We start from the raw sequence: 23,775 nt of genomic DNA, 5'->3' as shown, positions 1-23,775 counted from the left end.
GTCATATTATATTTTTTGAAGCAAGCATAAGAGCTTCACTATTAAGAGAGTTCAAGTTTTAAACAAGGAAAAGCTAGAAGCATTAGGAAGGTTGCTTTTGAGAATTTCGTCTATAGCTGATTTATTTATTTGGTTAGACGGGCAGGAAAATAATTAATTTCACGTGTCGAACAACTATAAAGTGATAAAGCCAGAGGTAAAAACTCCGGCTTTTTATATAGTTATACCAATTTGAAAAAAGAATGCAACAAATAGACCATTTGTAGAGACGCGATGAATCGCGTCTTTTATCCAAGGATGTGTTGCAATCATCAATAGGACTTACGCACAAGTTACGGAATAACGAACCGCAGAGGCACAGAGGGCACAGAGAAATCAGAGTTTGAGAGATATTTTGCGTAAGTCCTAATCAATTTAATTGAATTTTTATTCATAAAAATTCAATTAAATTTAACTTGATTAACAACCAATACAGTTTAGCTAAAGGTTATTAGTGTAGATAATTGGTCTTTAGAGACGCGATAAATCGCCGTCTCTACAAGTGTTTTGGGCTTATCTGAATTGTATTGAATTAAAAACATCTAATTTCCATCGACTCAACTAAAAAACTTCTCTACGCATCTCACAAATATTTCCACGCCCATTTCCAAGGCGGTTTCATCAAAATCAAACCGGGGATGATGATGAGGATACGCCAAATCTTTCTCTGGATTCGCAGAACCTAAAAAGAAATAGCAACCAGGAACCTCTTGCAAGAAAAATGACATATCCTCAGCAGCCATAGTTTGGCATTCTGGCACAATACCCAACGGGGTTTCTACCACTTCTTCTGCTACAGTTCGCACCAATTCCGCTATCTTAATATCATTAATTACTGGTGGATAAAGTGACCAATATTCTAAGTCATAACTCGCACCATGACTTTGACAAATTCCAGCAATAATCTGCTCGACACGCTGGTTAAAAAAGCCTTTCAAACTAGGATTAAAATACCTGACAGTAGCAGTCATTCTCGCTGTATCAGCAATCACATTTCGCTTGGTTCCAGCATGAAGTTCGCCCACCGTTACCACAGCTGAATCAATAGGATTCACATTCCGAGCGACAATGGTTTGCAGAGCATTTACAATTTGGGCAGCAACTACAACAGAGTCAACAGTTTGATGTGGTAGTGCGCCGTGTCCACCTTTGCCTAAAATTGTGCAATTAAAGCACTCCACAGCAGCCATCAACGCCCCAGCGCGGACACCCACTGTTCCCAATGGTAAATTATTCCACAGGTGCAAGCCAATAATCGCGTCAACATCAGGCTTTTTCAGAACTCCAGCTTCAATCATCGGCTTTGCGCCACCCGGTGATTCTTCTGCTGGCTGAAAGATAATTTTCACGGTACCGGAAAAGTCTTGGCGATGCTGCTGGAGATAGTAAGCTGTACCTAATGCGATCGCAGTATGTCCATCATGTCCACAAGCATGCATCACTCCATCATGCTGCGATTTGTATGGCACTTCGTTAAGTTCTTGGATTGGCAAAGCATCCATATCTGCCCGAATCGCTAAAACTGGCAATTTTGGATTTTGGATTTTGGATTTTGGATCTGGTTTGTTACCCTTGATGGTGGCGACAATCCCAGTTTGGGCAATGCCAGTTTGATGTTCAATTCCCCATTCTTGCAACTTTTGCCAGACAAACTCAGCAGTCAGTTTTTCCTGAAAACCCAACTCTGGTTGTTGATGCAATCGCCGCCGCCACTCTACTAATTGCGGTTGCAATGAGCGAATTGCCAGTCGGATGCGAGATAGATCAACAGAAGAGGGATTGGGAAAAGTAGAAACCATTATGAAGACAAGCTAGTTTAATTACAGCTAACTTAGTTTATCGTAGAGAATGGCAAATCATCATTAGAGTCGTTTTAATTATGAATTAGATTGATAACCACTTTCCCGAAGTGAGTCCCACTTTTGAGGTAATGATAAGCTTCTCGGACTTCATTAAATGGGAAAACTCGATCGATAATCGGTTTAATCTGATGCTGTTGCATCGTTTGATTCATTGCCTCAAACATTTCCCGGCTGCCAACATAAATGCCCTGAACTGTTAAACTTTTAAAAAGTATTGGCATGGGGTCAATTTCACTTCCTCTACCTGACAATACGCCAATCAAACTAATCCGTCCCCCAATGCGGACTGCTTGTAATGATTTTGGCAGAGTCCCTGCACCGCCTACTTCTATTACATGATCTACACCTGTGCGATTCGTTAATTGGTAAACTTGTTTTTCCCAATCTGGCGTTGTTTTGTAGTTAATCGTCTCATCAGCACCAAGCTGTTTAGCTCGTGCCAATTTCTCGTCACTGCTAGAAGTAATAATCACTCTAGCACCATGTATTTTGGCAAACTGAAGAGCAAAAATCGAAACTCCGCCAGTACCGAGTAATAAAACACTATCACCTGCGTCAATATTGCCTTTTGTCACCAGTCCATGCCAAGCTGTGACTGCTGCACAGGGTAAAGTTGCCCCTTCAAAATAGGATAGGTAGTCAGGCAATATCACTAACCCATCTTGGTGTAATACAACATACTCAGCTAGCATTCCATTGATACCGCCTCCGAGATCGGATTTCATTTTCTCTTTGGTTAAAAAGCCATAAATCCAGTCTTGGAAGAAAATACCAGCGACGCGATCGCCTATTTTCACCCGTGTCACACCTTCTCCCACCGCCACGACTTCCCCCGCACCGTCAGATAGGGGAATTAACGGATATTTCTGTCTAGCGCCGTAAGCACCCTCAGCGACGAGCAAATCGCGGTAATTTAGGGATGTTGCTTTGACTTGAATGAGAACTTGTCCCGCAGTTGGTTTTGGTTCAGGGCGATCGACTAATGCGAGGGCATCAATCCCGCCGTTGCTTTGAATTTCGTAAGCTTTCATTGGCGGACTCCTTTTGCCAAGATAATAGTGTAGAGAAATTTTGTGTTGCTTTTCTATAGCAAAATAACTACTGTTACCAATTCTGTATGAAGATGCGCTAAACCTAAGTATAAGAAGGAAGGAAGAAAAACGAACCGCAAAGGACGCAAAGGACACGAAGAAAGAAAGAAGTTAAAAGGCAATACAGTTCAGATAAGACCAAAACACTTGTAGAGACGGCGATTTATCGCGTCTCAAAACCCAAGATTTTGTACAAGTAGCGCTTAAACCAAGGGTATTGAGTTAAAAGGGATAATTTAAATTCATATAAAAAGCACTGGTTTAATATGAATTTAAACCAGTGCTTTTTATTGTAATAGATAAATAGTGCCTACCCTAAGTTGGTGTTATTTCACCTTATGAGCTTGGTTGCTGATCGGGAAACATGCATTTATCAGAATCACAACCACTAGGGCCAGCCTCTGACATTTCACCTAAATCGTAGCGGCTTAAGACTGCACAGAAATCATCTGTTTTCCGCCGTGCTTTCACCTCTTGATTTAAGCGATCGTAAGTTGGTTTATCTATTGGTTCAAATGGTAAACGTGGGAATGATTGCAGGTCATCAAAACGAGCTAAAAGGGCTGCTGAAATATATCCTTCATCATTCTGGATAGTTTCGTATATCTTCTGTCCCAATGGTTCGATTTCATCAGAACGTAGTTCCAAAGTAGCTGATGTATTATGAGTCACATACCAGCGTTGAACCTGGAGAACAAAATCAAATTGGGCTAAGACTGAAAACTTAGAAACATCAATTTCATCAGCCCCTGGTAAATCAGCCCAAGTTACAGAAACAGGAATTTCTACTAACCACTCACTCACCCGTGAATCAAAGGGATCGTTGAGCAAATTGCCCTGTTCATCTTTATCTGATTGAGAGGGAATGACATTGTAACCGTAGTCAATACAAGCTAAAGCTACTGGGTCATTTTTGCCGAAGGTGATGCGACGAATAAATCTTTGAGCTTTGGGGGGATGCCATCCTGAGCTAGCATTAGTTAACAAAGCCTTAGTGCCACTGGGTTGGACTGTGGTACAGCGATTTGGACGTTTGAGATTGTGGCGATCGCAATAATCCCAAACTACCCGATGTACAATATCTTTCCAAGAACTGAGATATTTTTCTTCCTCATGCTTGAAAGCCAATCCTTGTGGAGTTGCAGGTCTTCCGGCTTCCCACCAGCGCAGCCAATCAACACCAAAAGCATGGACAAAGAAATCAAATAAGCCTGTAAAAGAAACTCCCACAATCGGATCTAATTCACGGCTGTATTGATAGCGTGGTTCTAAGAATTTATGATTTAAAAGTGCCGCAACAGATAACGCCCCAGCAGTGAAAGCTTCTTCTTGTTCTTTGTAGTTACGTGGATCGATTTGATTAAGGTGAACCTCTGACAAATTGCAGTGAAAATTACTGCCGATGATTTCCAGATTTGTTACCCTAGAGGCTTTTTATCCCCTAGTTCTACTGCTTAATTATTCGCAGTAGCTCCGCGTACCTTTTGCAGATGTGACTTCAGATAATAAAAGTGTTTTTCACATCCACCCCCGCACTCTTGGAGAGATTATATTCTAGACACAAATTTCTGATGTCATCTAGTTTCACTCTCTACGCTGTACGGTGTCAAAGACTTTTTAATTCCTTTGATTACCACGGGATTAGCATCTCAGCTTTCCCCGTTTTTGCGAGGTTTTTAACGTGAGGCAAAATCAATTACCACACGGATTTAAAGCATATCGCTGCAAACGATGTTCTAACTCATTAGCATCAAGATTGGAATGGCGTTCTTTTAACCACTCTTTTGCTGTTCCCTGTTCATAAGCTTGTAAAAACTCAACTTTCAAAGCTTGTGTTGGCAGCAAATCAATGTTCGATCGCGCGACGGCTTCACCAGCCCATTGAATCGCTCCCTCGCCGCTATAATATTGTTTGCGGACAGCATTAAGACATTCTTCTAAGGTTGGCTTACGGTGAAAAACTCTGGTATGGTTTGCCATCCTGAGTGCATCACGCTCTGGATCAATTCGCCAGTTACCACTTTCATCTTGCTGCCATAAGTTATCTTTAGCATCGGCGAACAAACTATCTTCGCTAGAACCTTGCCTCATGCCAGCACTATTGTGTGTCAGATAGCCATCACAATAGAAACAATGAGCTTCTTCGACTTCAATATCGTAAGTGTGGACATGATCGTAACTCCCCAGCCCTTTAACAGTGACTGGAATATCTAGTGAGACATCAGCTTCAACGATATAGCGTTCATAATTGGCATCAACAGTGCGAGATCCTTGAAATCCCATATCTCGCATTTCGCTATAGCTGTAAGCTTCCCGCATGATTGTACCAGGGACGGTGAAACCATACATTTTCAATCCTTGTTTTACACACCCTTTAACTGAGTGAGGTGCAATAAGGGCGTTATAACGCGCTTTCAATGCCGGAATTGTGAGGTTGTACTTAACTTGCCATCCCGACTGTTGTGGACGGGTAATGCTAATTCTGCCAGCAATACCCAAACTGGATAAAACTGCACTAACTTGTCTAATAAATGACCGATAGACTGAGGTAACTAAGTGAGGAGGTCGGTTATTTACAGCACCATCGCTGTCCATTAATCCAGCTAGGTAAGCCGCCCTGATATCTACTGAACCCTGCAAAATAAAACGAGGAACTGCTAAGGGAATATTCGGCTGCTTAATGTAGCAATGGAAGTACTCAGCTAATCGAATAGATGAGCAGATTGATTTGGCAGTGTTTTCACCCTTGATGATGCCATGAGTAGCAGTTAATCCAAATAATGCTAAAGCAGCATCTATTTTGACTTGAACTCTAGCTGTGAGTTCCGTATCTAAGCTGTTCATTGCCCATTCAACCCGGCCATAAGGCTTATCATACTTATTGCGACCAAGAGCAACATAGCCATCACCGTGGGTTAACCCAATTAGCCAAGCAACCTCAGATGTCAATTGGGGAATTACAAAGGATTTAGCTGTACGACTGTTTGAGGGTCGAGATTCAGTAAAATCAGGGGGTAGATGAGTAACTGCGCCAGGTAGAACTTGTGTGTTGTGCAGGAGGCGATCGCCCTCAGCTAGACTTGCAATGGACTTCCAGGTAATTCCCCCTTGAGCATCTGTCAGCACTGCTTGTCTGTGGTTTAAAGTTGCTCTTGGGTAAGTCGCATTAGTTTCAATTTCATAGACATCCTGAAATCCTTGGTCGAATTTATCAACAACTCGCCGAAATCCTAAAGGAGTTTGTACTAGATCGCCCACTTGGACATCGCAAATGGGAACAAGACCTTGGGAAGTATGAACTAAAGCATCTTCAGGTAGACAGCGACGAATATTTCCGGCAACAATTGTTACAGCAGCTTGATCGATTAATAGACAAGATTCAACTGAATTTAATTGTCGTCCTAAAGCTTTATTGAGAATAGATGCACAACGTTGATACAGTCCAGGCAATTTTACAGGATTAGCAACTCCTCCAAAGCCGTTGAGAGTTTCTCCTGCTTTGCGGACATCACTGATATCAACTAATACTTTAACTTCTGCTGAAAATTGTTCATTAGTGGAGAGTTCTAATAGGGCTTGATATGATTCAACCCAACCTTCACGGCTATCTCCAACGTGAATAGTGACGTTATTGCCTTCTATATGAGTTTCAGTATATTCACGTCGCTGTTGCACAGGAGTGCTGCCAATTTCACCTTTTACAGTGATATTGAGTTGATTACGGATGGAGGGCAACTTGTTAATAAATTGTGGTTCTAGGACGGCTCCAGTACCACAGCCCATCATTGCCAAATCCATCATCAATCCGAAGGCACTCCAGTCTTGGAGATTGGTGGAGGTGCAATTATAAGCGCCGGAAAAGTTCTTGGGCTTGGTTATCCAGTCTGTGCCACCAACCCATAGCCAGCGTCCACTGGGCATAGCTTTCAGGTTGCGCTGCATCTTATCCAGTGTGGCAGCTTCTTCTTGAGTGAGCTTTCCTAACTCGACTAAGCCGAGTAGGGTGCGATCGCATACCTCATCCCATGTTTCCCTTAGTCCCGCCTTTGTGCGGCGGCTATAGGTTCTAAAAAATACGGGATTAGCAGCCGGTGCTGTTTCGGGAAACTTTGCACTCTGACGTTTTCTTTCTAGCTCTCGAACCATATATTAAGTGTCTTGCGTTCTGGTTGCGTGCGGACAGATTATGACTATACGCCAAGTAGTTTGAGTATTAAAGATTGTCAAATTGTCCACTTTACGCTAGCTACAGGCCGTACTATTTGCAACATAAATTTATGATGTATAATGTCCTTCGTCCTTGAGTAAGGTATCAGTATCGAGTTTTAATTGGCACATATTAACTTACAAGTAAATTCTCTTTATACCGATTTTTATGCAATTACTTAGCGCAGGTATAAACTTTGCTTAAAATTATACAGGCAGGGACTGACGAAGATAAATCTCATATACAGAAACTATTTTGGGAATAGAGGATGTCTTCATCGTTAAAACACTGCAAAGCTATGAAAAAAAGTATAAAGGTAAGGTTATTTATCCGACTGTTTTTGAGGAAGTATAGTATGATTTACCCAAATATTTACAATTGCTCGTGCGATCGCACAATAGGTTTGTGCTGTCAAACCAAAGTCATGGTAGAGAGAATATTGCTTTTGTGGAAACCGTTATTGAGCATTTTCAACTCAGCTTGCTAGTTTATGACTCTAAGAGGATGTTTGAAAAGTATTTCTCTGTAACTTTAGGCACTTTTGATCCCCCCTAACCCCCCTTAAAAAGGGGGGAACCGGAGTCAAAGTCCCCCTTTTTAAGGGGAGCCACTGCGTTGGGCGGGTTCCCCGACTTGAAGCACGTGGCGTGGATTTAGGGGGATCTAAAACTTTTGATACCGATAAGAGGACTTTTCAAACATCCTCTAACAATGAGGTGATTTTAGAATGGAAAAAATAGAACAATATCGCATATATGTCCAACATTTATTAACTGAATACGCCAAAGGAAGTCCATCGGATGATGAAGTGGAAACAGAACTAATCTTTGACACGGAAGGGGATCATTATCAGGTTGTTTATACAGGTTGGAAAAATCGCACGCCGATGTATGGGTGCGTGTTGCATCTCGACATTAAGGACAACAAAATTTGGATACAGCATGATGGTACTGAGATTGGCATTGCTAATGAGTTAGTTAATTTAGGAGTCCCCAAAGAAGATATTGTTTTGGCATTTCATGAACCTTTGGTGAGGCAATATACAGGATTTGCAATTAGTTAAGTACATATTTATCTCCTGACTTTGTGAGCGATCGCTTGATTATATCTATTAATAAATATTGCAAATTCTGCTATAACTATACTATTGGTGCTGAAATTACACCCTTTAGCTCTAACGCAGCTGCAACCCGTAAAATTAAAGCTTCATTATATGGTGCTGCTATCAATTGCACGCCTAAAGGTAAAGCATTTGGATGCTGAATTGGTACTGATAAAACGGGTAAGCCGATAAAAGATAATGGCTGAGTAAATAGTCCTAAATGAGGACGGACAAGAATTTCCTCCCCGTCCAAAATCATAGTTTCTTGACCGATTAGCGGTGCAGAAATTGGTGTAGTTGGGGCAATAATTACATCCACATTTTGAAACACTTCTCGAACGCGATCGCGATACCAGCTTCTAAACCGTTGTGCTTGCAGATACCAGCTACTAGGAATTAACGCCCCAGCCAAAAAGCGATCGCGTGTCGCTGGATCAAAATCTTGGGGACGCGATCGCAATTTTTCCAAATGCAAATTTGCACTCTCGCTAGCTGTAATCAGAAAGGCGGCTGCACGGGCGCGGTGTGCTTCTGGTATGGTTACGTATTCAGTGATATCCAAAGCATCAGCAACTTTTTGCACAGCTGCTAAAGCTTCCGGTTTTGCACCTTTGGTAAAATAATCAGCTGCAATGGCAATTCTGATATTAGATATATCTTGTTTAAGTTGTGGTAAAACCAATTCAGGCGAACGTTTTGTACAAATTGGATCGCGATCATCTTCTCCTTGAAGCACATCAAACACCGTAGCAATATCTTGTACCGAACGCGCAAAAGGGCCAATGTGGTCTAAACTACTACAGAATAAAGCTACCCCAGCACGTGATAACCTTCTATATGTTGGCTTGAAACCAAAAACGCCACACAACGCCGCCGGAACGCGAATTGAACCATTAGTATCAGAACCCAGCGTCAGAGGTACTAACCCAGCAGCAACAGCCGCCGCCGAACCACCCGATGAACCACCAGCAACTCGCTGTAAATCATGGGGGTTGTGAGTAACACCATAATGGGAGTTTTCCGTCACAAATCCATAAGCGTACTCATCCATATTTAAAGTGCCAAGCAGCACAGCACCGGCTTGTTTCAGTTTGGCGACTGCGGTTGCATCTTGGGTAGCTGCTGGGTTTTCTGCATTGATTTTCGATCCCGCCAGAGTTGTTAAACCAGCGATATCGAAGAGATTTTTCACCGCAAAAGGTACACCAGCGAGGATTCCAGGATTATGACCTTGGGCAATTTCCCTGTCAATGCGTGCTGCATCGATTAAGGCTGTCTCAGCCGTTATAGTCGTAAAACAGTTGAATTGATGATTTCGCGCTGCTATTCGTGCTAAAGCAGCCTTGGTAACTTCCACCGCGCTAACTTTACCTTCGCGGATAGCAGTTGATATTGTTATGGCATCGGCTGAATCAAGATTCATGCTGAAATATTAAGAGATAGCGCCTTTAGGGTGTTCCAAAAAATAAATGATCCAAAGCCCGTCATTGCGAGCGCTCGCAATGACAATTGGGCATTTTTTTACTTGGAGTACTCTTAGCTTTTTGAGTAATCGCAGTCCGCATAATTTTTGTTAGTTGTAGCAAAGTAAAGGTAAAACCTAAATCTAAAATACAAGAGAATAAAAACCAAAAAGGTAGAAATTCATCTTGAGGATTTCTAGCAGCTTCTTTAGAAGCAATAATTTTTCCAACTGTATACTCAGCCGACATTTTAATGTCGCTACTTATACTAAAACCTCAATATAGCTATTATGGTTCAAATATAGGTGCAGCTTCAACTTCTTCAGCTAAAGGAAATTCATTAACAAAATTTGCGATCGCTCTAATTCTCTTAAAATTTGTCACCACCCTATTACGATACTCATCTCTTAACTGCAAATCCAACAACAACGCCATTTGATCGACATACTCACCCACATCAAACCCCTCTCTTCTCATCTCTCCTCCTCTGCGGACTCTGCGCCTCTGCGGTTCGTTATTCTAACCTTATAACCTCTTGCCGCAACTAAAATAACCAATGCGATTAATTTTATACAGTAAACCCGGCTGTCACTTATGTGAAGGCTTGCAAGAAAAACTAGAACAAATTGTAGAGACGCAAAATTTTGCGTCTCTACAGTTGGAAATTAGGGATATTACGATTCGTGAAGATTGGTTTGCTAAATATGAGTATGAAGTGCCGGTAATTTATTTATCGAACCACAGAGGCGCAGAGGGCGCGGAGGAAGAGATTATAGAAGTACCGTTGCCGCGTCCTTCTCCTCGTGCTAGTGTGCAGCAGTTGGAGCAAATGTTGCGTAAGTATTTAGCCAATTAGAAAAAAATAATGCAGAATAAGCGCAAGATTAAGAATGTGACGAGGTTCACAACATGAAATTGCGGGAATTACTAACAGCGGTAGACAGTGTTGAGCAATTGCCTAGCCATCCAGATGTGGAAGTTAGGGGTTTGAAGACGAATTCTCATGCTTGTGGTGTGGGAGATTTGTTTATTGGGATGCCAGGAACGCGGGTTGATGGTGGGGAATTTTGGCAAAGTGCGATCGCATCTGGGGCTGTCGCTGCGATCGTTTCTCCCGAAGCTGCACAAAAAAATCCTCCTACAAATGAGGCTGTAGTTATCAGTGCAAGTAACATAACTCAAGCTTGCGCCCAAATAGCCAGTGCTTTTTACGGTTATCCAGGGCAAAAACTCAAGCTGGTAGGCGTGACTGGTACAAATGGTAAAACTACAACTACTCATCTAATTGAATTTCTGCTGATTAAAGCGAATCTAGCTACAGCTTTGATGGGAACTCTCTACACTCGTTGGGCAGGTTTTGAGCAAACTGCTACCCACACTACGCCTTTCGCAGTGGAACTACAACAGCAACTAGCAGAGGCTGTAAATGCTGGTAGTGAGTTCGGCGTGATGGAAGTAAGTTCCCACGCTTTGGCCCAAGGTAGAGTGTTGGGTTGTAAATTTGAGGTAGCAGTGTTCAGTAATCTTACTCAAGACCATCTCGACTATCACAGCGACATGGAAGATTACTTTGCTGCCAAAGCGTTGTTATTTAGCCCTGATTATCTTAAGGGACGGGCAATAATTAATGCTGATGATTCCTACGGAAAGCGGTTAATTGCTTCGTTGGATTCCTCACAGGTTTGGAGTTATAGTGTCAACGACAACAGCGCTGATCTATGGATGAGCGATTTAAGTTACGAACCCAATGGTGTGAGTGGTACATTACATACACCATTGGGTGACGTAGCTTTTCGATCGCCCCTAGTTGGACAATATAATTTAGAAAATCTTTTAGCAGCCGTAGGAGCAGTTTTACACTTAGGTTTAGATTTGCAGTTTGTTGCATCTGTGATACCTGAATTTCCCGGAGTTCCCGGACGAATGGAACGGGTACAGATTAGTACAGAGCAAGATATTAGCGTGATTGTAGATTATGCACACACACCCGATAGCTTAGAAAATTTACTGAAAGCTGCCCGTCCATTTATACCAGGAAAGGTAATTTGCGTATTTGGTTGTGGAGGCGATCGCGATCGCACTAAGCGCCCAAAAATGGGTAAAATTGCTGCTGAATTAGCTGATGTGGCAGTAGTGACATCAGATAATCCCCGCACAGAAAACCCAGAACGGATTTTAGAAGACGTGTTGGCAGGAATTGCCCCAACAGTAAAACCAATGGTAATTTGCGATCGGGCTACTGCTATTCGTACCGCTATTTTACAAGCACAACCAGGTGATGGAGTGCTGCTTGCTGGTAAAGGTCACGAAGACTACCAAATTCTCGGTACTGAAAAAATCCATTTTGACGACCGAGAACACGCACGTGACGCTTTACAAGAAAGACTAAACATACAAAGTTAATTTGGGCATTGGGAATTGGGCATTGGGAATTGGGCATTAATTATCAAGAAAGGCAGAGGGCAGGAGGCAGAAGGCAGAAGGGAATACTGCCTCCTCCCTCTGCCTGTGACCGAACCGAACTTGGGTATAAAACCCCACCGTCTATACGGTGCTTACAATTGGTTGGGGTCTGAATCCCCAACGAAAAAGTTCCTTCTGCCCTCTGCCCTCAGCATAGATGCCTTCTTCAATTATTCTTTCTCCCCCTGCTCCCCCTGCTCCCCCATCTCCCCTGCTCCCTCATCCTCCCCACTCCCCACTCCCCATTTTTCATAGTCCATATTTATTTCCGTGGGGATTTTGTAAAAAACGCACGCATAAAGGTGAAAATCGAAGACAGAATTATTTCTTGCTTCATCCTTTTTGTGCTTGACTCATGAATGTTTCTCTGGCTAAGGATCTGTCTGTTTATCAACTGGTTATGGGAGTGCAAGTGCCTCCAAAACCATTGTCCCTCAGTCCTGCTACTCTGCTATCGCTGGTGAGAGCGCAAATTGACTTACTAATTGAGCAGCAAATTGCAGCCACTTTATGGGTGAAGCTACCACCAGAAAAAATTTGGCAATCAGAATTAGCACGTTATCAATCCTCCGTGGGTGCGTCTAGTCTCATCTATACTTGCCAGATTAACGAGAGTGGGAGAACGGGAGATGGGGGAGATGAGGGAGATGAGAGAGCAGGGGAAGAAAATACTTTTTTGTCTCCCTCATCCTCCTCATCCCCCTCATCCCATCATGTCACCATTCACCTACCACCAGATAGCCAACTACGACGGGAAAATTTTCTGATGGTGTTATCACCCCAATTTTGCAGTTTAATTTTGGCTCATCGACCACTTAAAAAACGCAAAAATCAGACATCTACGAAGGTAAATACAACTAAAAATCAGCCATTGCTGATTATAAGTACTGTTGAGGGGAGAATAATTCAGCAGGTATTAGATGGTATCCAACGAGCGATTGCACCAGAATCATCGCCAATTTTACCTGCTGATTTTATGTGTCCAACTGTGCCCGAATCCACACTGATGAATCAACTGTTCGCCAAACAACTCTTGCGACAGGATGAAATTAACCGTCAAATCATGACAGTACGCACTACCAAGTTGCAGCAGCTAAATCAAGAAATGCACAACAAAGAGCAACTCCAAGATGAATATCTAAAGAATCTATGTCAGGAACTGCGTACACCCCTGACGCACATGAAGACAGCACTTTCATTATTGAATTCTCCTAATCTCAAACCTCCACAGCGACAACGTTATTTACAAATGTTAAATACCCAGTGCGATCAGCAAAATTCTCTAATTACTGGTTTATTAGAACTGGTGCAACTAGAACGTAATTTAGAGGGGATGGCTTTGGAGTCTGTGCGGCTCTCAGATATTGTACCGGGAGTAGTCAGTACCTACCAACCTGTAGCCCAAGAAAAGGGGATTATGCTAGCCTACACCGTACCGGCTGAACTCCCATCTATTTGGTGTGTAAGTGGTGGGCTGAGGCAGATTGTAATTAATCTGCTGCACAACAGCATTAAGTTTACCCCTAATGGGGGTGAAGTATGGGTGCGTGCGCGTTTTCAAGGCGATTATGTCCAATTAGAATTCCGCGACACAGGTATCGGTATTGCCGAAAGCGAGATTCCCAAAATCTTTGATCGGTTTTATCGTGTGCGTGCAGCTGCAACTGAAGATTATGGTGGTGCTGGCTTGGGGTTAACAATAGTACAGCAATTGCTGCTGCGCTGTGGCGGTTCTATTTCTGTAAAAAGTAAATTATATGAAGGTTCTACATTTACAGTGCAACTGGCAACTGTCGCCAATACCCCAAGAGCGATCGCAATCGAGAATGAGTGATGAGTTGTTCCTATATAACTTTGCCTTTGTTAGGTTCAATTTTTCAGTTCTTGCAATCGATTAGCTCACCCGAATGGATGAGGAATAAATCAACCAATCGGGCGATCTGAGTGCAGGAAGTTGAGATGGATAAAAAATAAGATTCTATTACTCAAGAATACTAATTGCACTTTACTCTAACTAAAGATAATCTTATGAAACTCTCCATCTTGATAGATTCTGTACTCATTGTTGCTTCTATTGCTTTACTGCCTGGAATTGGTGGCGCTCAAACAGCTATTAATAATAGTGGCGAACCTATAGCGATCAAATCTAACAATTTACCTACTTATTCCAATACGCTTGGGTTAAGGGTTATTGGTGTAAATAATCGGTCTTTGAAGACGCAATAAATCGCGTCTCTACATCAGGGTTTTGGGCTTAAGTAGTTGGACAAAAATATTTACAGTCATTGCGAGCAAAGCGTTCGCGAACAGCATCTCTAAGAGTTACAATCCCAACCGCAAGCGAATTGCTTCATTACGCTTTGCTTCATTCGCAATGACATTGTGTAATTAATTCTGTACAAGTACTTATCTGAACCGTATTGCCACTTATTCTACAAATATCAGCTACCCCACCCAAACCCTTTGATGTTGCAGTATCTCTAGCTCATTAAGGAGGAAAAGCTTCTGTCTCTCCCTAATCACCAGCGCAAAAAATTAATTACTTTAACCCTTCCAAGCTTGGAGGGGTTTTCAGTTGGTGCTTGCTTTAGCGCCCTTTTCCCAATATACCTTTTAATATTTCTCTGAGAAAAGTGCGATCGCTCCATCGAAAGTAGTTCCGCGCAGTTCGACACTACTTTATGGCTCTAGTGTCACGAACCATCAGATTACTGGCTACAGCACGTTGTAGACATCGCTCCTACTTTGGCATGGCCCATTCTACGGGGAAAAATTTACTGTTCCATCAAATTAACGTTGTTAAGTTACTCAGCAGGTGTAATTCTCACCTCCAAGCTGTGTTAGATATTGTGATGCGAAACAGGAGTCTAGATACGTTGCAAAAGCTTTCTCCAGAATCTCCTCTATTTATTGTGTTAATTATTATTAGCTTTTTAGTAGTAACTTTGTCAACTTGGTTATCATCTAAACCATTTGTTTTAAAACCATTTGGAGCTAATGATATTATCCAGATACTCACATTGCTATTATTTATTTCTCTGTTGCTAGAGCGTTCTTTAGAAGTTTTTATAACTACTTGGCGTGGGCCATTCATCGAACAATTAGATATTAGTATTCAGCAAGAAAAGGATCTAATTTCCGATAAGATGAGACTGATGGAAGCCCAACAGAAACAATTCCCTTCTTTAGAATCAAATCAAGTCAGTGGATTACCGCCAGAAGGAATGAGTTTAGAACAGCAAATTATCCAAAATTTTACCCAAAATCAACAACAATCATTAAAAATATTCAAGCCCCAAATGGATGACTTAAATGAAAAAGAGCGTCAAAGAACAGCCTATAAATCTGATACACGAATAATTGCTCTATGGACATCCCTTTTATTCGGTCTTTTAATGAGCGCAATCGGTATTCGCTCAATCGAGCCACTGGTAGTTATTGATTTAGATAATCCAATCCAAGTGGTTGTTTTCCGTTGTTTAGATGCATTGCTGACGGGAGGTTTAATTGCAGGAGGTAGTGAGGGAATCCATAAGCTGATAAAAGTTTTTCTCGATTTTATGGAAGCTACATCTAAACAAATCAAAAGTTAGAGATTATTTTGTCCATTTAATTTAATATCTATTCTAAATAGAGAGTACTATCTTCTCATAAATAATCTTTAATATCTATAAAGTTTTTGATTAAATTTTTAAATAAATCTGCCTCAGATAAAACTTTTACTCCTTCCGTTTCTAACTTATTTTGTTGTTGCTTAACACAATTTATCAAATACCCTTTATAGTCTAAGAGGATGTTTGAAAAGTCCACTACGCCTAAAATTCCTCTCTTACCTTGGATGCTCTTTAATGATTCGACTAAGTGGGCTATTCGCTTGCATGGTTCGCAGTGAAAAGTTAGACGAATTGCCGCACCACTTTCAAAAGTTAGCAGAGAGCCAGGAATAAAATTATCAAATCCTATACCTGTAACCACAATATTTTCTCGCAAGTCTCCTGGTTGAATTGATAAGTTTAAAATATCTTCATCCATAACAATTAAAACTTGTCTATCCCATAACCTACCTTTAAATTTAATGTTTTCAGTTCTACCATCGCAGAACTTACTTTTACCTTGGTGAAAAGATGCGTTATTGAGAGAAGCATATTCATTCATTGGCGAGAACAATTTCACATTGATGAGGTAAATTCAGGTAAATCTAATGATTTACTAAGAATGAATAAACTCCCATCTCCTCCACGCCCAATTCTTAAGGTTTCATCTAAGTAAGTAATATCTAGTGTGGCAGTTCTACTAGTAGGATTATTAGCTGGGACAATCTTAAATGGGTTGAGTTGGGGGGTATTAATGCCAACAATCTTCTCAATCGATAGGTAGCGTTTGTCAAAATAAACGTTGAGGCGTTTGTTCGTCAGAGGTTCTAAATCTTCTTTGGCTGGCTCAAAGCTAGCTGTCACTTTAACATATCCAGATACTAAACCCAGAAAATGTTTAACCTTAGCTAGATTAAAAAACAATTTATTTGCAACATCAATCACTTGATAAACTTCACCCAGCTTCAATCCCAATGGCAGAGAAACTAAAGAGCGGATTTCTCTAGCAGTGGAGTATTGTAATTGCCAAGCTCCCTCTAGTAAATAAGTCGCGTTTATCAGAGGGTTAAGATTAGGATTGACGCTCTCTAGCTCCGTCGTCAATTGTTCAATTTCCTCGACTAAGGTTTTGTCTAGTGTCAAGTCGGTAACGGGAGAGCCATCGCCCTTAGCTTGAATCTTCTCAAGCTTGGATTGTAATTTTTCTTTAATTAAAAGTTGATTGTTCAATGGTTGAATATTTGGTTTTGGAGAATGTTTTAAAAGTTGCTAGTGACATATCAAATACTTTTAGATCCCCCAAAGGGGGGACTTAGAATTATCTAAATGAGATTAGTCAATAAGTTGTGGGGTGGGAATTTGTGTATCGATATCTGCTTGGGAGAAAGTTGGGAGCAACCAGCTACTCTCACCCGCCTTGAATACTTTGGCAGGTTCAACATTTAATTCAATTACACCAGTAGCTGGATTGCTTCTAGCAATAGATTGTGTACCATCGACAAACTTAACGGCAATTGGTTCAGTCAGTTCTTGTGGTTGAGTGTTGGGGCCTAGAACCACTTGAGAACCTGCGGGTAGGTAAATGCCATCGCAATCCCAATCATCATCACTGATTGTTCCTGCGCCCAGGAAGTAAAGTTGGGTTGGAGATTTTTTTGGTTTATTGGCATAAACAGCCAAGGTTTTTCCTGTTTCATTGCGGCATTGTGCCCGCTTTGTAGCTGTTTCTATGACATTTTTTTGAGACTGCAATTGTGCCAGTCGCTGCTGGAATTGCTCAGGTGTATAACCAGCTTGCTCTGGTGTATCCTTTACAGTTAGAAGTTGATTGAGCGCCTGAGTTACTTCAGCATAGTCAGCCCCCTTAGTAAAATCCTTGCCAGCCCAAGATGGTTGAGCAATTACTAGGTTCACTATTAATACGAGAGCAACAAGGACAATCTTGAAAAATTGCATATTTTTCTCCTTTTTTTGAAATTAGGGTTCAGCGCCACTGAAACTTTACCAGATTTCAAAACTTTTAATAACCCATGATAAATTATCGTCTATATATATACAGGTTCATATAAAATTGGTATAAGATAATACTTACATTGATTTTGCTAGGCTCTTGCATCTTTGAGCTTGACATTCTGGTAAAGATGATGTGCCTGAGTGCGATCGCCAAAAGTATTGCTAAATAATTGTAATAATATTTAATATGAGTCTAGGTTGTGTAATTTAGATTAACTATTGCAGAGAAATTCTCTCGAAGTTAGTAGAATGACAAATACTAAGGACGCAACTCTTTTATGGATTAGCTATTCTAGAGCTGTAGACTATGTTTTCAGTCCTGAGTTATTTCCGTATATTGCCCTCTGAGGCATAACAATCAAGACCACACCAAATCCTTCATTAAGAGCTCCCACTAATCATAATGCCTGTGATTGAGAAGAAAAGAACTCGCGATCTGCCCCAAATTAACGAACGAATTCGCTTCCCGAAAATTCGGGTCATTGATACTGACGGTGCCCAACTGGGAATTATGCCCCCACACGAAGCACAACAGCTAGCAGAAGAAAAAGAGTTAGATTTGGTGCTTATAAGTGACAAAGCTGACCCGCCAGTTTGTCGAATTATGGACTACGGGAAATATAAGTTTGAGCAGGAGAAAAAGGCGCGGGAAGCCCGGAAAAAGCAGCATACGGCTGATGTCAAAGAAGTTAAGATGCGCTACAAAATAGAAGAACACGACTACAATGTGCGTGTTAAGCAAGCAGAGCGCTTTTTGAAAGATGGTGATAAAGTCAAGGCGACTGTCATGTTCCGGGGTCGAGAAATTCAACACAGCGACCTAGCAGAAGATTTGCTCAAGCGAATGGCAACGGATTTGGAGCCATTTGGCGAGCTTCAACAAGCACCTAAAAAAGAAGGGCGAAACATGATGATGCTCATCTCACCTAAAAAATAATCCTCTAACTGTTTAATAGACCATGTTTGAAAAACCCTTGGCTAGAAGTCAGGGGTTTTTTCGTTTGGATGCAAGATGCACTCAAACTTTGAGGTCATTTAAATTTATCTAAAATCGATAGTCCTGAAGGCTGAGTGGGAAACATAATACTCAGTTACTCAGGATTTTTGCTATTTCCAGGAGATGAGGGAATCGGGGACACGGGGGACAAGGAGGACACGGGGGACAAGGAGGATAGGGGGCTTCAGTTAAGCATTTCTTTCTTCTTTTTGCGTCCTTGGCGTTCTTGGCGGTTCGTTAAAAAAACTGACTTTTACTGAGAGTTTAGCCTTAACTGAACCGTATTGGGATAGGGGGATAAGGAAAAATCCTTCATCTCTCTAACCTGACCCTACTATTACGCGGTGATACTACCAGAAAATAAAACTGCATGGAACTGAAAAATCACTGGTTGGCTGTAAATAAAGTTGCTCTACCACGACTACTACAGTGGGTTAATCTCCGGCCAGAGGAGAGTGAACGAACCCAGATAATGTTTCTTTTTTACACAACTGTATGTGTAGGATTACGATGGGCAGAGGACAGTACGGTAGCGCTGTTTTTGGATGAATATGGGACTCATCTATTGCCGTGGATGTATATTGCCAGTGCCGCAATGAGTGCAGGACTGGTTTTTTTATACTCTTGGCTGCAAAAGATTTTTCCCTTACGTCGGGTGATTGTGGCGATCGCACCTTGTATGTTGATGCCATTACTTTTATTAGTTATATTACGTTGGGGATCGCATATTTCCTACCTGGCAGTTATTTCGGCCTTTCTGCTCCGGTTATGGGTAGATGCCCTTTATGTGGTCAATGACCTCAACACCTCCATCGTCGCTAACCAAATATTTAATATTCGGGAGATTAAGCGCACTTACCCACTAGTGAGTAGTGGTCTTTTGGTAGCAGATGTAATTAGTGGTTTTAGTTTGCCTTGGCTAGTACAATACACCACCCTAAATAAGATCATCTTTATCGCCTGTATAGTGATTTTATTAGGATCGGGGATTTTATTTTATTTAACTAATCGCTATCGAGCAGCTTTTCCTGAAACCCCACAAAGACTAATTCCTGAAGAACAAGCTTCACGAGAGCGTTTCATTAAAAGTCCCCTGAAGCGCTATGTTTGGAAATTATTTGCCTTTGTCGGTCTATTACAAGTCATTGGGTTGTTAATAGATTTTCAATATCTGCGCGAACTCCAATCCAATTTAGGCGACCGAGAACTTGCCAGTTTTTTGGGTCTTTTTGGTGGAATGTTGGGACTATGTGAGTTGTTATTGCAGTGGTTTATTTCCAGCCGACTGATTGAACGGATGGGGGTATTTTTCACAGCCACACTTTTACCAATCACTGTAGGCTTTGCCTTACCAGGAATACTGGTAGTTTTGCATTTAATACCAGCCATCCAATCCCAAAGCTTTTTTTGGGGTTTGATAATGGTCAAATTTTGCGACGAACTTCTGCGCTACACCTTTGTGATGAGTAGCGGCCCCATCCTGTACCAACCGATTCCAGAGGCAATTCGCAGCCGGATGCAGACTTTATCTGGTGGAACCGCCGAAGCGATCGCTACAGGTTTGACAGGAGCATTAATTTTTGCAACCATATTGTTTTGTGGGTACTTTGTACCCGTACCCCTGCAAAAGTGGGTGTTAGTAGCAGAAACAATGCTCATCGCTGGCACTTGTTTAAAAGTAGTTTGGGAATTGCGATCGCGCTACGTTGAACTGTTAGTCTTGAGTGTGGCACGGGGTCACTTGAGTGCAACCAATGTCGGCTTACGATTCTTCAAGCAAGGCGTAGTTAAAGCTTTGGAAGAAAAAGGTAGCGAGGCAGACAAACGCTCTTGTATTGAACTTTTAGCCCAAATTGACATTCAAGGAGCCGCGGAAGTTTTAGCGCCTCTGTTAGTCAAGTTAACCCCAGATTTGCAACGCCAAAGCATGGAAGTCATGCTAATAGCAGGTGCAAATCCTGCTTATCTATCCGCCATCCGTCCCTTGTTAGAACAACCTCAAGATACTAACCCTGAAGTTTTCGCCTTGGCGCTACGCTACGTTTGGCTAGCTGAACCAAATCCTAATTTAAGCATCCTAGAAGAATACCTCAACCCCCGGCAAAACTCACTCATTCGCGCCACCGCCGCCGCTTTAGTCTTACGTCAGGGAACGCCCATCCAAAAGGTAGCAGCTACCAAAACCATGCGCCGAATGTTGACTCATAAGCAAGAACGGGAACGGGTAAATGGAGTTAGAGCGCTCAGAGAAGCTGTTTATTTGCAAGCATTGCGGATTCACATCCCCAATTTATTACAAGATGAGTCGTTACGGGTGCGCTGTGCTGTATTAGAAATGATTGCAGCAACCCATTTAGAAGAGTACTATTCGGCACTGATAGCAGCACTTTATTACAAATCAACCCGGACTACAGCCATGTCAGCCCTAGTACGACTAGAGAATGAATCCATAGAAATGCTGTTGCGGTTAGCTACCAATATTTACAAACCAGAAGTAGTGCGGATGTATGCTTGGCGGACTATTGCTCAAATTGGTACTCAAGAGGCATTAGAAACTTTATGGCAAAACTTGGAAATATCTTGGGGGACTACGAGGGATCACATACTACGCAGTCTACTAAAAATACATAAGCAACCAGGAATTAGAGGTTTGGTCGATCGCTTTTATGAAAGTCGGGTAGAAAATTTAATTGAGCAGGAATTAAAGTTTTTAGGCGAAATTTACGCCGCATATATAGATTTAAAAACATTAGAGGAAAAAGAAAATCATCAATCAAGTGAGAGGATTTTTATTGTCTCTGAGTTATTGCAACGCGCCCTTTTAGAATTGGAATTGGATGTCAAAGAGCGGCTGCTACTGTTATTGAGACTGCTTTACTCACCAGAAAAGATGCAAGCCGCAGCATTTAATCTGCGATCGCTCTCAGTGGTAAACTTAGCGCGGGGGTTAGAAATCCTAGAGCATACCGTAACTTTGTCTTCAAAGTCTCTGTTGCTGAATATTTTAGATAACCGACCGCAGTCAGAAAAATTGCAACATCTTGTAGAAGCCAAGATCGTAGAATATGAAAGTATGATAGTTAGCGATCGCCTCCACAGATTGCTGATGTTGGGTAACTTCCTTTCTGACTGGTGTCTAGCTTGCTGTTTTCATTTTGCCCAAGTGACTCGCACCAGACTTACCAGTTCTGAGATTTTAGTGAGTTTACGTCATCCAACCGGCTTTGTTAGAGAAGCTGCGATCGCATATCTCAATATGGTTTCACGTCGCGTTCTCCAGCAAATCTTACCCCAGTTACAAAAAGATTCACATCCTTTGGTGTCCGCTCAAGTTAAAGAGTTGCTCAAAAAATACCATTTTAAATAATAAGTCCCCCCAACACATCGGGGGGTAAATATATGCAGCTTCACAAAGAAACGATATAACCTATAAAGTGAGGTAAAAAATCAAAGAGCGTCAACAACAGCCATGTATGTACTAATAGGTGGAGCGGGCTTAGTGGGCTTAAGTTTAGCCCAAAAACTGGTAGAACTAGGACATACTGTTGCCGTAATTGATATTGATCCTATCGCTTGCCGCTACGCCCGCGAACAAGTCGGGGCAATGGCCTTTGAAGGAAGTGCTGTAAGTACAGAAGTATTACTAGAAGCCGGGATTCGCAAAGCTGGCTCCTTGGCAGCGGCTCTGAGAAGTGATGCTTTAAACTTGGCAATGGTAACTCTTGCAAAACATTATGGTGTTCCCCACCTTGTTAGTCGGATGCGCCACCCAGATTTCACCGAACCGCTGCGGATAGCTGGAGCCAACCATATCATCAGTACTGTGGAACTAGCAGTTTCAACAATGGTGAATGCCATTGAGTATCCCCAAGTAGAATCGATGATGCATTTTGAGCAAGGGCAAATTGAAGTTCTGAAACTTGCCATTCCAAACAATTGCTATGTTGCTGGTCGTAGTGTTGCCGAAATCGCTCAAGATTCCCGATTTCCTAGTGGTTCGCTAATTATTGGTTATCAACCCCATCCTCACGAAGATTTGATGATTCCTAACGGTAGTACAATACTGGAACCCTATTCAACTGTGCTAATTGTGACTAAACCAGGATCTTTACACCAAGTCATTGATTTTATTGAACAAAGATGTTGAGCGCAGTCTCTACCGAAACTATTTAGAGTGTTCCAAAAAATAAATGATCCAAAACTCGTCGTTGCGAACGCTCGCAATGACAATTGGGCATTTTTTTACTTGGAGTACTCTTATTCAGTGGGGTTAGCTAAGGATGTATAAAAAATAGGTATAAATAGTTTTGATGAAACCGTATTCACATATTTATTTAGCGATCGCTGTTATTATTCTTGCATCTTGTCAATCAACCAATATCCAACCCAAGTCACAACCCGATGCCACTCAACCAACCCCAGTTCCAAAAATAGTGACGCTGGATAAGAATTTTAAGATAGCAAGCGGCCAAACTGTTTATGTTCCTGTTTATTCACATATCTATCATTACAATCGACAAGAGGTTTTCGAGTTAGCAGTTACGCTCAGTATTCGGAATACAGATTTGACTAATCCGATTGTCATTACTTCTGTACGCTACTACAACTCAGAGGGGAAATTAGTTAAACAGTATTTGGAGCGTCCTATTCAACTTGATGCACTAGCTTCTACAGCTTTTTTTGTGAATAGAAATGACACCAGTGGAGGCTTAGGGGCAAATTTTATTGTCGAGTGGGTAGCTCAAACAGAAATATCTGAACCTGTAGTGGAAGCAGTTATGATTGGTACTGACTTTCAGCAAGGAATTTCTTTTGTTAGTCCTGGTAAAGTAATTAAAAATCAAAATAACGATCGGCGATCGCCTTTAAAATAGAAATATTAAAAAGCTGATTTGTTATAGATGCAAATCTTCTGATAAATTCTACTCCTGCATTAGTAACCCAA

The 23,775-nt window shown here is 41.6% G+C and carries 19 protein-coding genes and 1 pseudogene; 11 read left to right on the top strand and 9 right to left on the bottom strand.

Annotated features, from left to right (window positions below; all coding sequences use genetic code 11):
- Positions 1-40 precede the first annotated feature (40 nt).
- A complete protein-coding gene (locus GTQ43_RS41685; RefSeq protein ID WP_414859108.1) occupies positions 41-157 on the top strand; it encodes a DUF4351 domain-containing protein in 117 nt (38 codons plus the stop codon).
- 439 nt (positions 158-596) lie between these two features.
- On the opposite strand, the gene GTQ43_RS05050 is transcribed toward GTQ43_RS41685, so the two are convergent.
- The 4 genes and pseudogenes from GTQ43_RS05050 to GTQ43_RS05035 form a co-directional block, all read right to left on the bottom strand.
- Positions 597-1,838: a M20 family metallopeptidase gene (locus tag GTQ43_RS05050; protein ID WP_265271190.1), complete on the bottom strand. Its 1,242-nt coding sequence runs from the start codon at positions 1,836-1,838 to the stop codon at positions 597-599.
- A gap of 74 nt (positions 1,839-1,912) precedes the next feature.
- Positions 1,913-2,932, bottom strand: coding sequence for a zinc-dependent alcohol dehydrogenase family protein (locus tag GTQ43_RS05045; protein ID WP_265271189.1), 1,020 nt, complete (start codon positions 2,930-2,932; stop codon positions 1,913-1,915).
- A 396-nt stretch (positions 2,933-3,328) separates the two neighbouring features.
- Positions 3,329-4,402, bottom strand: a pseudogene (gene nrdJ, locus GTQ43_RS05040) (ribonucleoside-triphosphate reductase, adenosylcobalamin-dependent); the annotation flags it as partial.
- Positions 4,403-4,684: 282 nt separating this feature from the next.
- Positions 4,685-7,138, bottom strand: coding sequence for an LAGLIDADG family homing endonuclease (locus GTQ43_RS05035; RefSeq protein WP_265271187.1), 2,454 nt, complete (start codon positions 7,136-7,138; stop codon positions 4,685-4,687).
- Between the two features lie 788 nt (positions 7,139-7,926).
- Here GTQ43_RS05035 and GTQ43_RS05030 point away from each other — a divergent pair.
- Complete coding sequence (locus GTQ43_RS05030) at positions 7,927-8,262, top strand: XisI protein (protein WP_265271185.1); 336 nt, start codon at positions 7,927-7,929, stop codon at positions 8,260-8,262.
- A gap of 76 nt (positions 8,263-8,338) precedes the next feature.
- On the opposite strand, the gene GTQ43_RS05025 is transcribed toward GTQ43_RS05030, so the two are convergent.
- Positions 8,339-9,724 (bottom strand): AtzE family amidohydrolase, encoded by a 1,386-nt coding sequence (locus tag GTQ43_RS05025; RefSeq protein ID WP_265271184.1) that lies wholly within the window; start codon positions 9,722-9,724, stop codon positions 8,339-8,341.
- Between the two features lie 328 nt (positions 9,725-10,052).
- Positions 10,053-10,241 carry a DUF4089 domain-containing protein gene (locus GTQ43_RS05020; RefSeq protein WP_265271182.1) on the bottom strand — a complete coding sequence of 63 codons (189 nt, stop codon included), beginning with the start codon at positions 10,239-10,241 and terminating at the stop codon, positions 10,053-10,055.
- A gap of 79 nt (positions 10,242-10,320) precedes the next feature.
- On the opposite strand from GTQ43_RS05020, the gene GTQ43_RS05015 reads away from it, so the two are divergent.
- The 5 genes from GTQ43_RS05015 (at position 10,321) to GTQ43_RS04995 (ending at position 15,820) form a co-directional block, all read left to right on the top strand.
- Positions 10,321-10,620: a glutaredoxin family protein gene (locus tag GTQ43_RS05015; RefSeq protein ID WP_265271180.1), complete on the top strand. Its 300-nt coding sequence runs from the start codon at positions 10,321-10,323 to the stop codon at positions 10,618-10,620.
- A 53-nt stretch (positions 10,621-10,673) separates the two neighbouring features.
- Positions 10,674-12,167: a UDP-N-acetylmuramoyl-L-alanyl-D-glutamate--2,6-diaminopimelate ligase gene (locus GTQ43_RS05010; protein WP_265271178.1), complete on the top strand. Its 1,494-nt coding sequence runs from the start codon at positions 10,674-10,676 to the stop codon at positions 12,165-12,167.
- A gap of 415 nt (positions 12,168-12,582) precedes the next feature.
- Positions 12,583-14,061, top strand: a complete 1,479-nt coding sequence (locus GTQ43_RS05005; protein WP_265271177.1) for a DICT sensory domain-containing protein — start codon at positions 12,583-12,585, stop codon at positions 14,059-14,061.
- Positions 14,062-14,255: 194 nt separating this feature from the next.
- Complete coding sequence (locus GTQ43_RS05000) at positions 14,256-14,453, top strand: hypothetical protein (RefSeq protein WP_265271175.1); 198 nt, start codon at positions 14,256-14,258, stop codon at positions 14,451-14,453.
- 455 nt (positions 14,454-14,908) lie between these two features.
- Entirely contained in the window at positions 14,909-15,820 is a 912-nt protein-coding gene (locus GTQ43_RS04995) for a hypothetical protein (RefSeq protein WP_265271173.1), read from the top strand.
- Between the two features lie 55 nt (positions 15,821-15,875).
- Here GTQ43_RS04995 and GTQ43_RS04990 read toward each other — a convergent pair whose 3' ends face one another.
- From GTQ43_RS04990 to GTQ43_RS04980, 3 genes are all read right to left on the bottom strand, one after another.
- Positions 15,876-16,382 carry an MOSC domain-containing protein gene (locus tag GTQ43_RS04990; protein WP_265271172.1) on the bottom strand — a complete coding sequence of 169 codons (507 nt, stop codon included), beginning with the start codon at positions 16,380-16,382 and terminating at the stop codon, positions 15,876-15,878.
- A 14-nt stretch (positions 16,383-16,396) separates the two neighbouring features.
- Positions 16,397-17,050 carry a PAP/fibrillin family protein gene (locus GTQ43_RS04985; protein ID WP_265271171.1) on the bottom strand — a complete coding sequence of 218 codons (654 nt, stop codon included), beginning with the start codon at positions 17,048-17,050 and terminating at the stop codon, positions 16,397-16,399.
- A 102-nt stretch (positions 17,051-17,152) separates the two neighbouring features.
- Positions 17,153-17,776, bottom strand: coding sequence for a hypothetical protein (locus GTQ43_RS04980; protein WP_265271170.1), 624 nt, complete (start codon positions 17,774-17,776; stop codon positions 17,153-17,155).
- 460 nt (positions 17,777-18,236) lie between these two features.
- On the opposite strand from GTQ43_RS04980, the gene infC reads away from it, so the two are divergent.
- The 4 genes from infC to GTQ43_RS04960 all read left to right on the top strand — a co-directional run bounded on the left by infC (position 18,237) and on the right by GTQ43_RS04960 (position 23,704).
- Complete coding sequence (gene infC, locus GTQ43_RS04975) at positions 18,237-18,770, top strand: translation initiation factor IF-3 (RefSeq protein WP_265271169.1); 534 nt, start codon at positions 18,237-18,239, stop codon at positions 18,768-18,770.
- A 430-nt stretch (positions 18,771-19,200) separates the two neighbouring features.
- Positions 19,201-22,197 (top strand): MFS transporter, encoded by a 2,997-nt coding sequence (locus tag GTQ43_RS04970; protein WP_265271168.1) that lies wholly within the window; start codon positions 19,201-19,203, stop codon positions 22,195-22,197.
- A 102-nt stretch (positions 22,198-22,299) separates the two neighbouring features.
- Positions 22,300-22,977 (top strand): potassium channel family protein, encoded by a 678-nt coding sequence (locus GTQ43_RS04965; protein ID WP_265271167.1) that lies wholly within the window; start codon positions 22,300-22,302, stop codon positions 22,975-22,977.
- Positions 22,978-23,140: 163 nt separating this feature from the next.
- Positions 23,141-23,704, top strand: a complete 564-nt coding sequence (locus GTQ43_RS04960) for a DUF3124 domain-containing protein (protein ID WP_265271166.1) — start codon at positions 23,141-23,143, stop codon at positions 23,702-23,704.
- Positions 23,705-23,775 lie beyond the last annotated feature (71 nt).

The organism is Nostoc sp. KVJ3, from assembly GCF_026127265.1.
Lineage (GTDB): Bacteria > Cyanobacteriota > Cyanobacteriia > Cyanobacteriales > Nostocaceae > Nostoc.
Note: the sequence above shows the minus strand (reverse complement) of the source record. Positions and strands in the feature narration are given on the sequence as shown.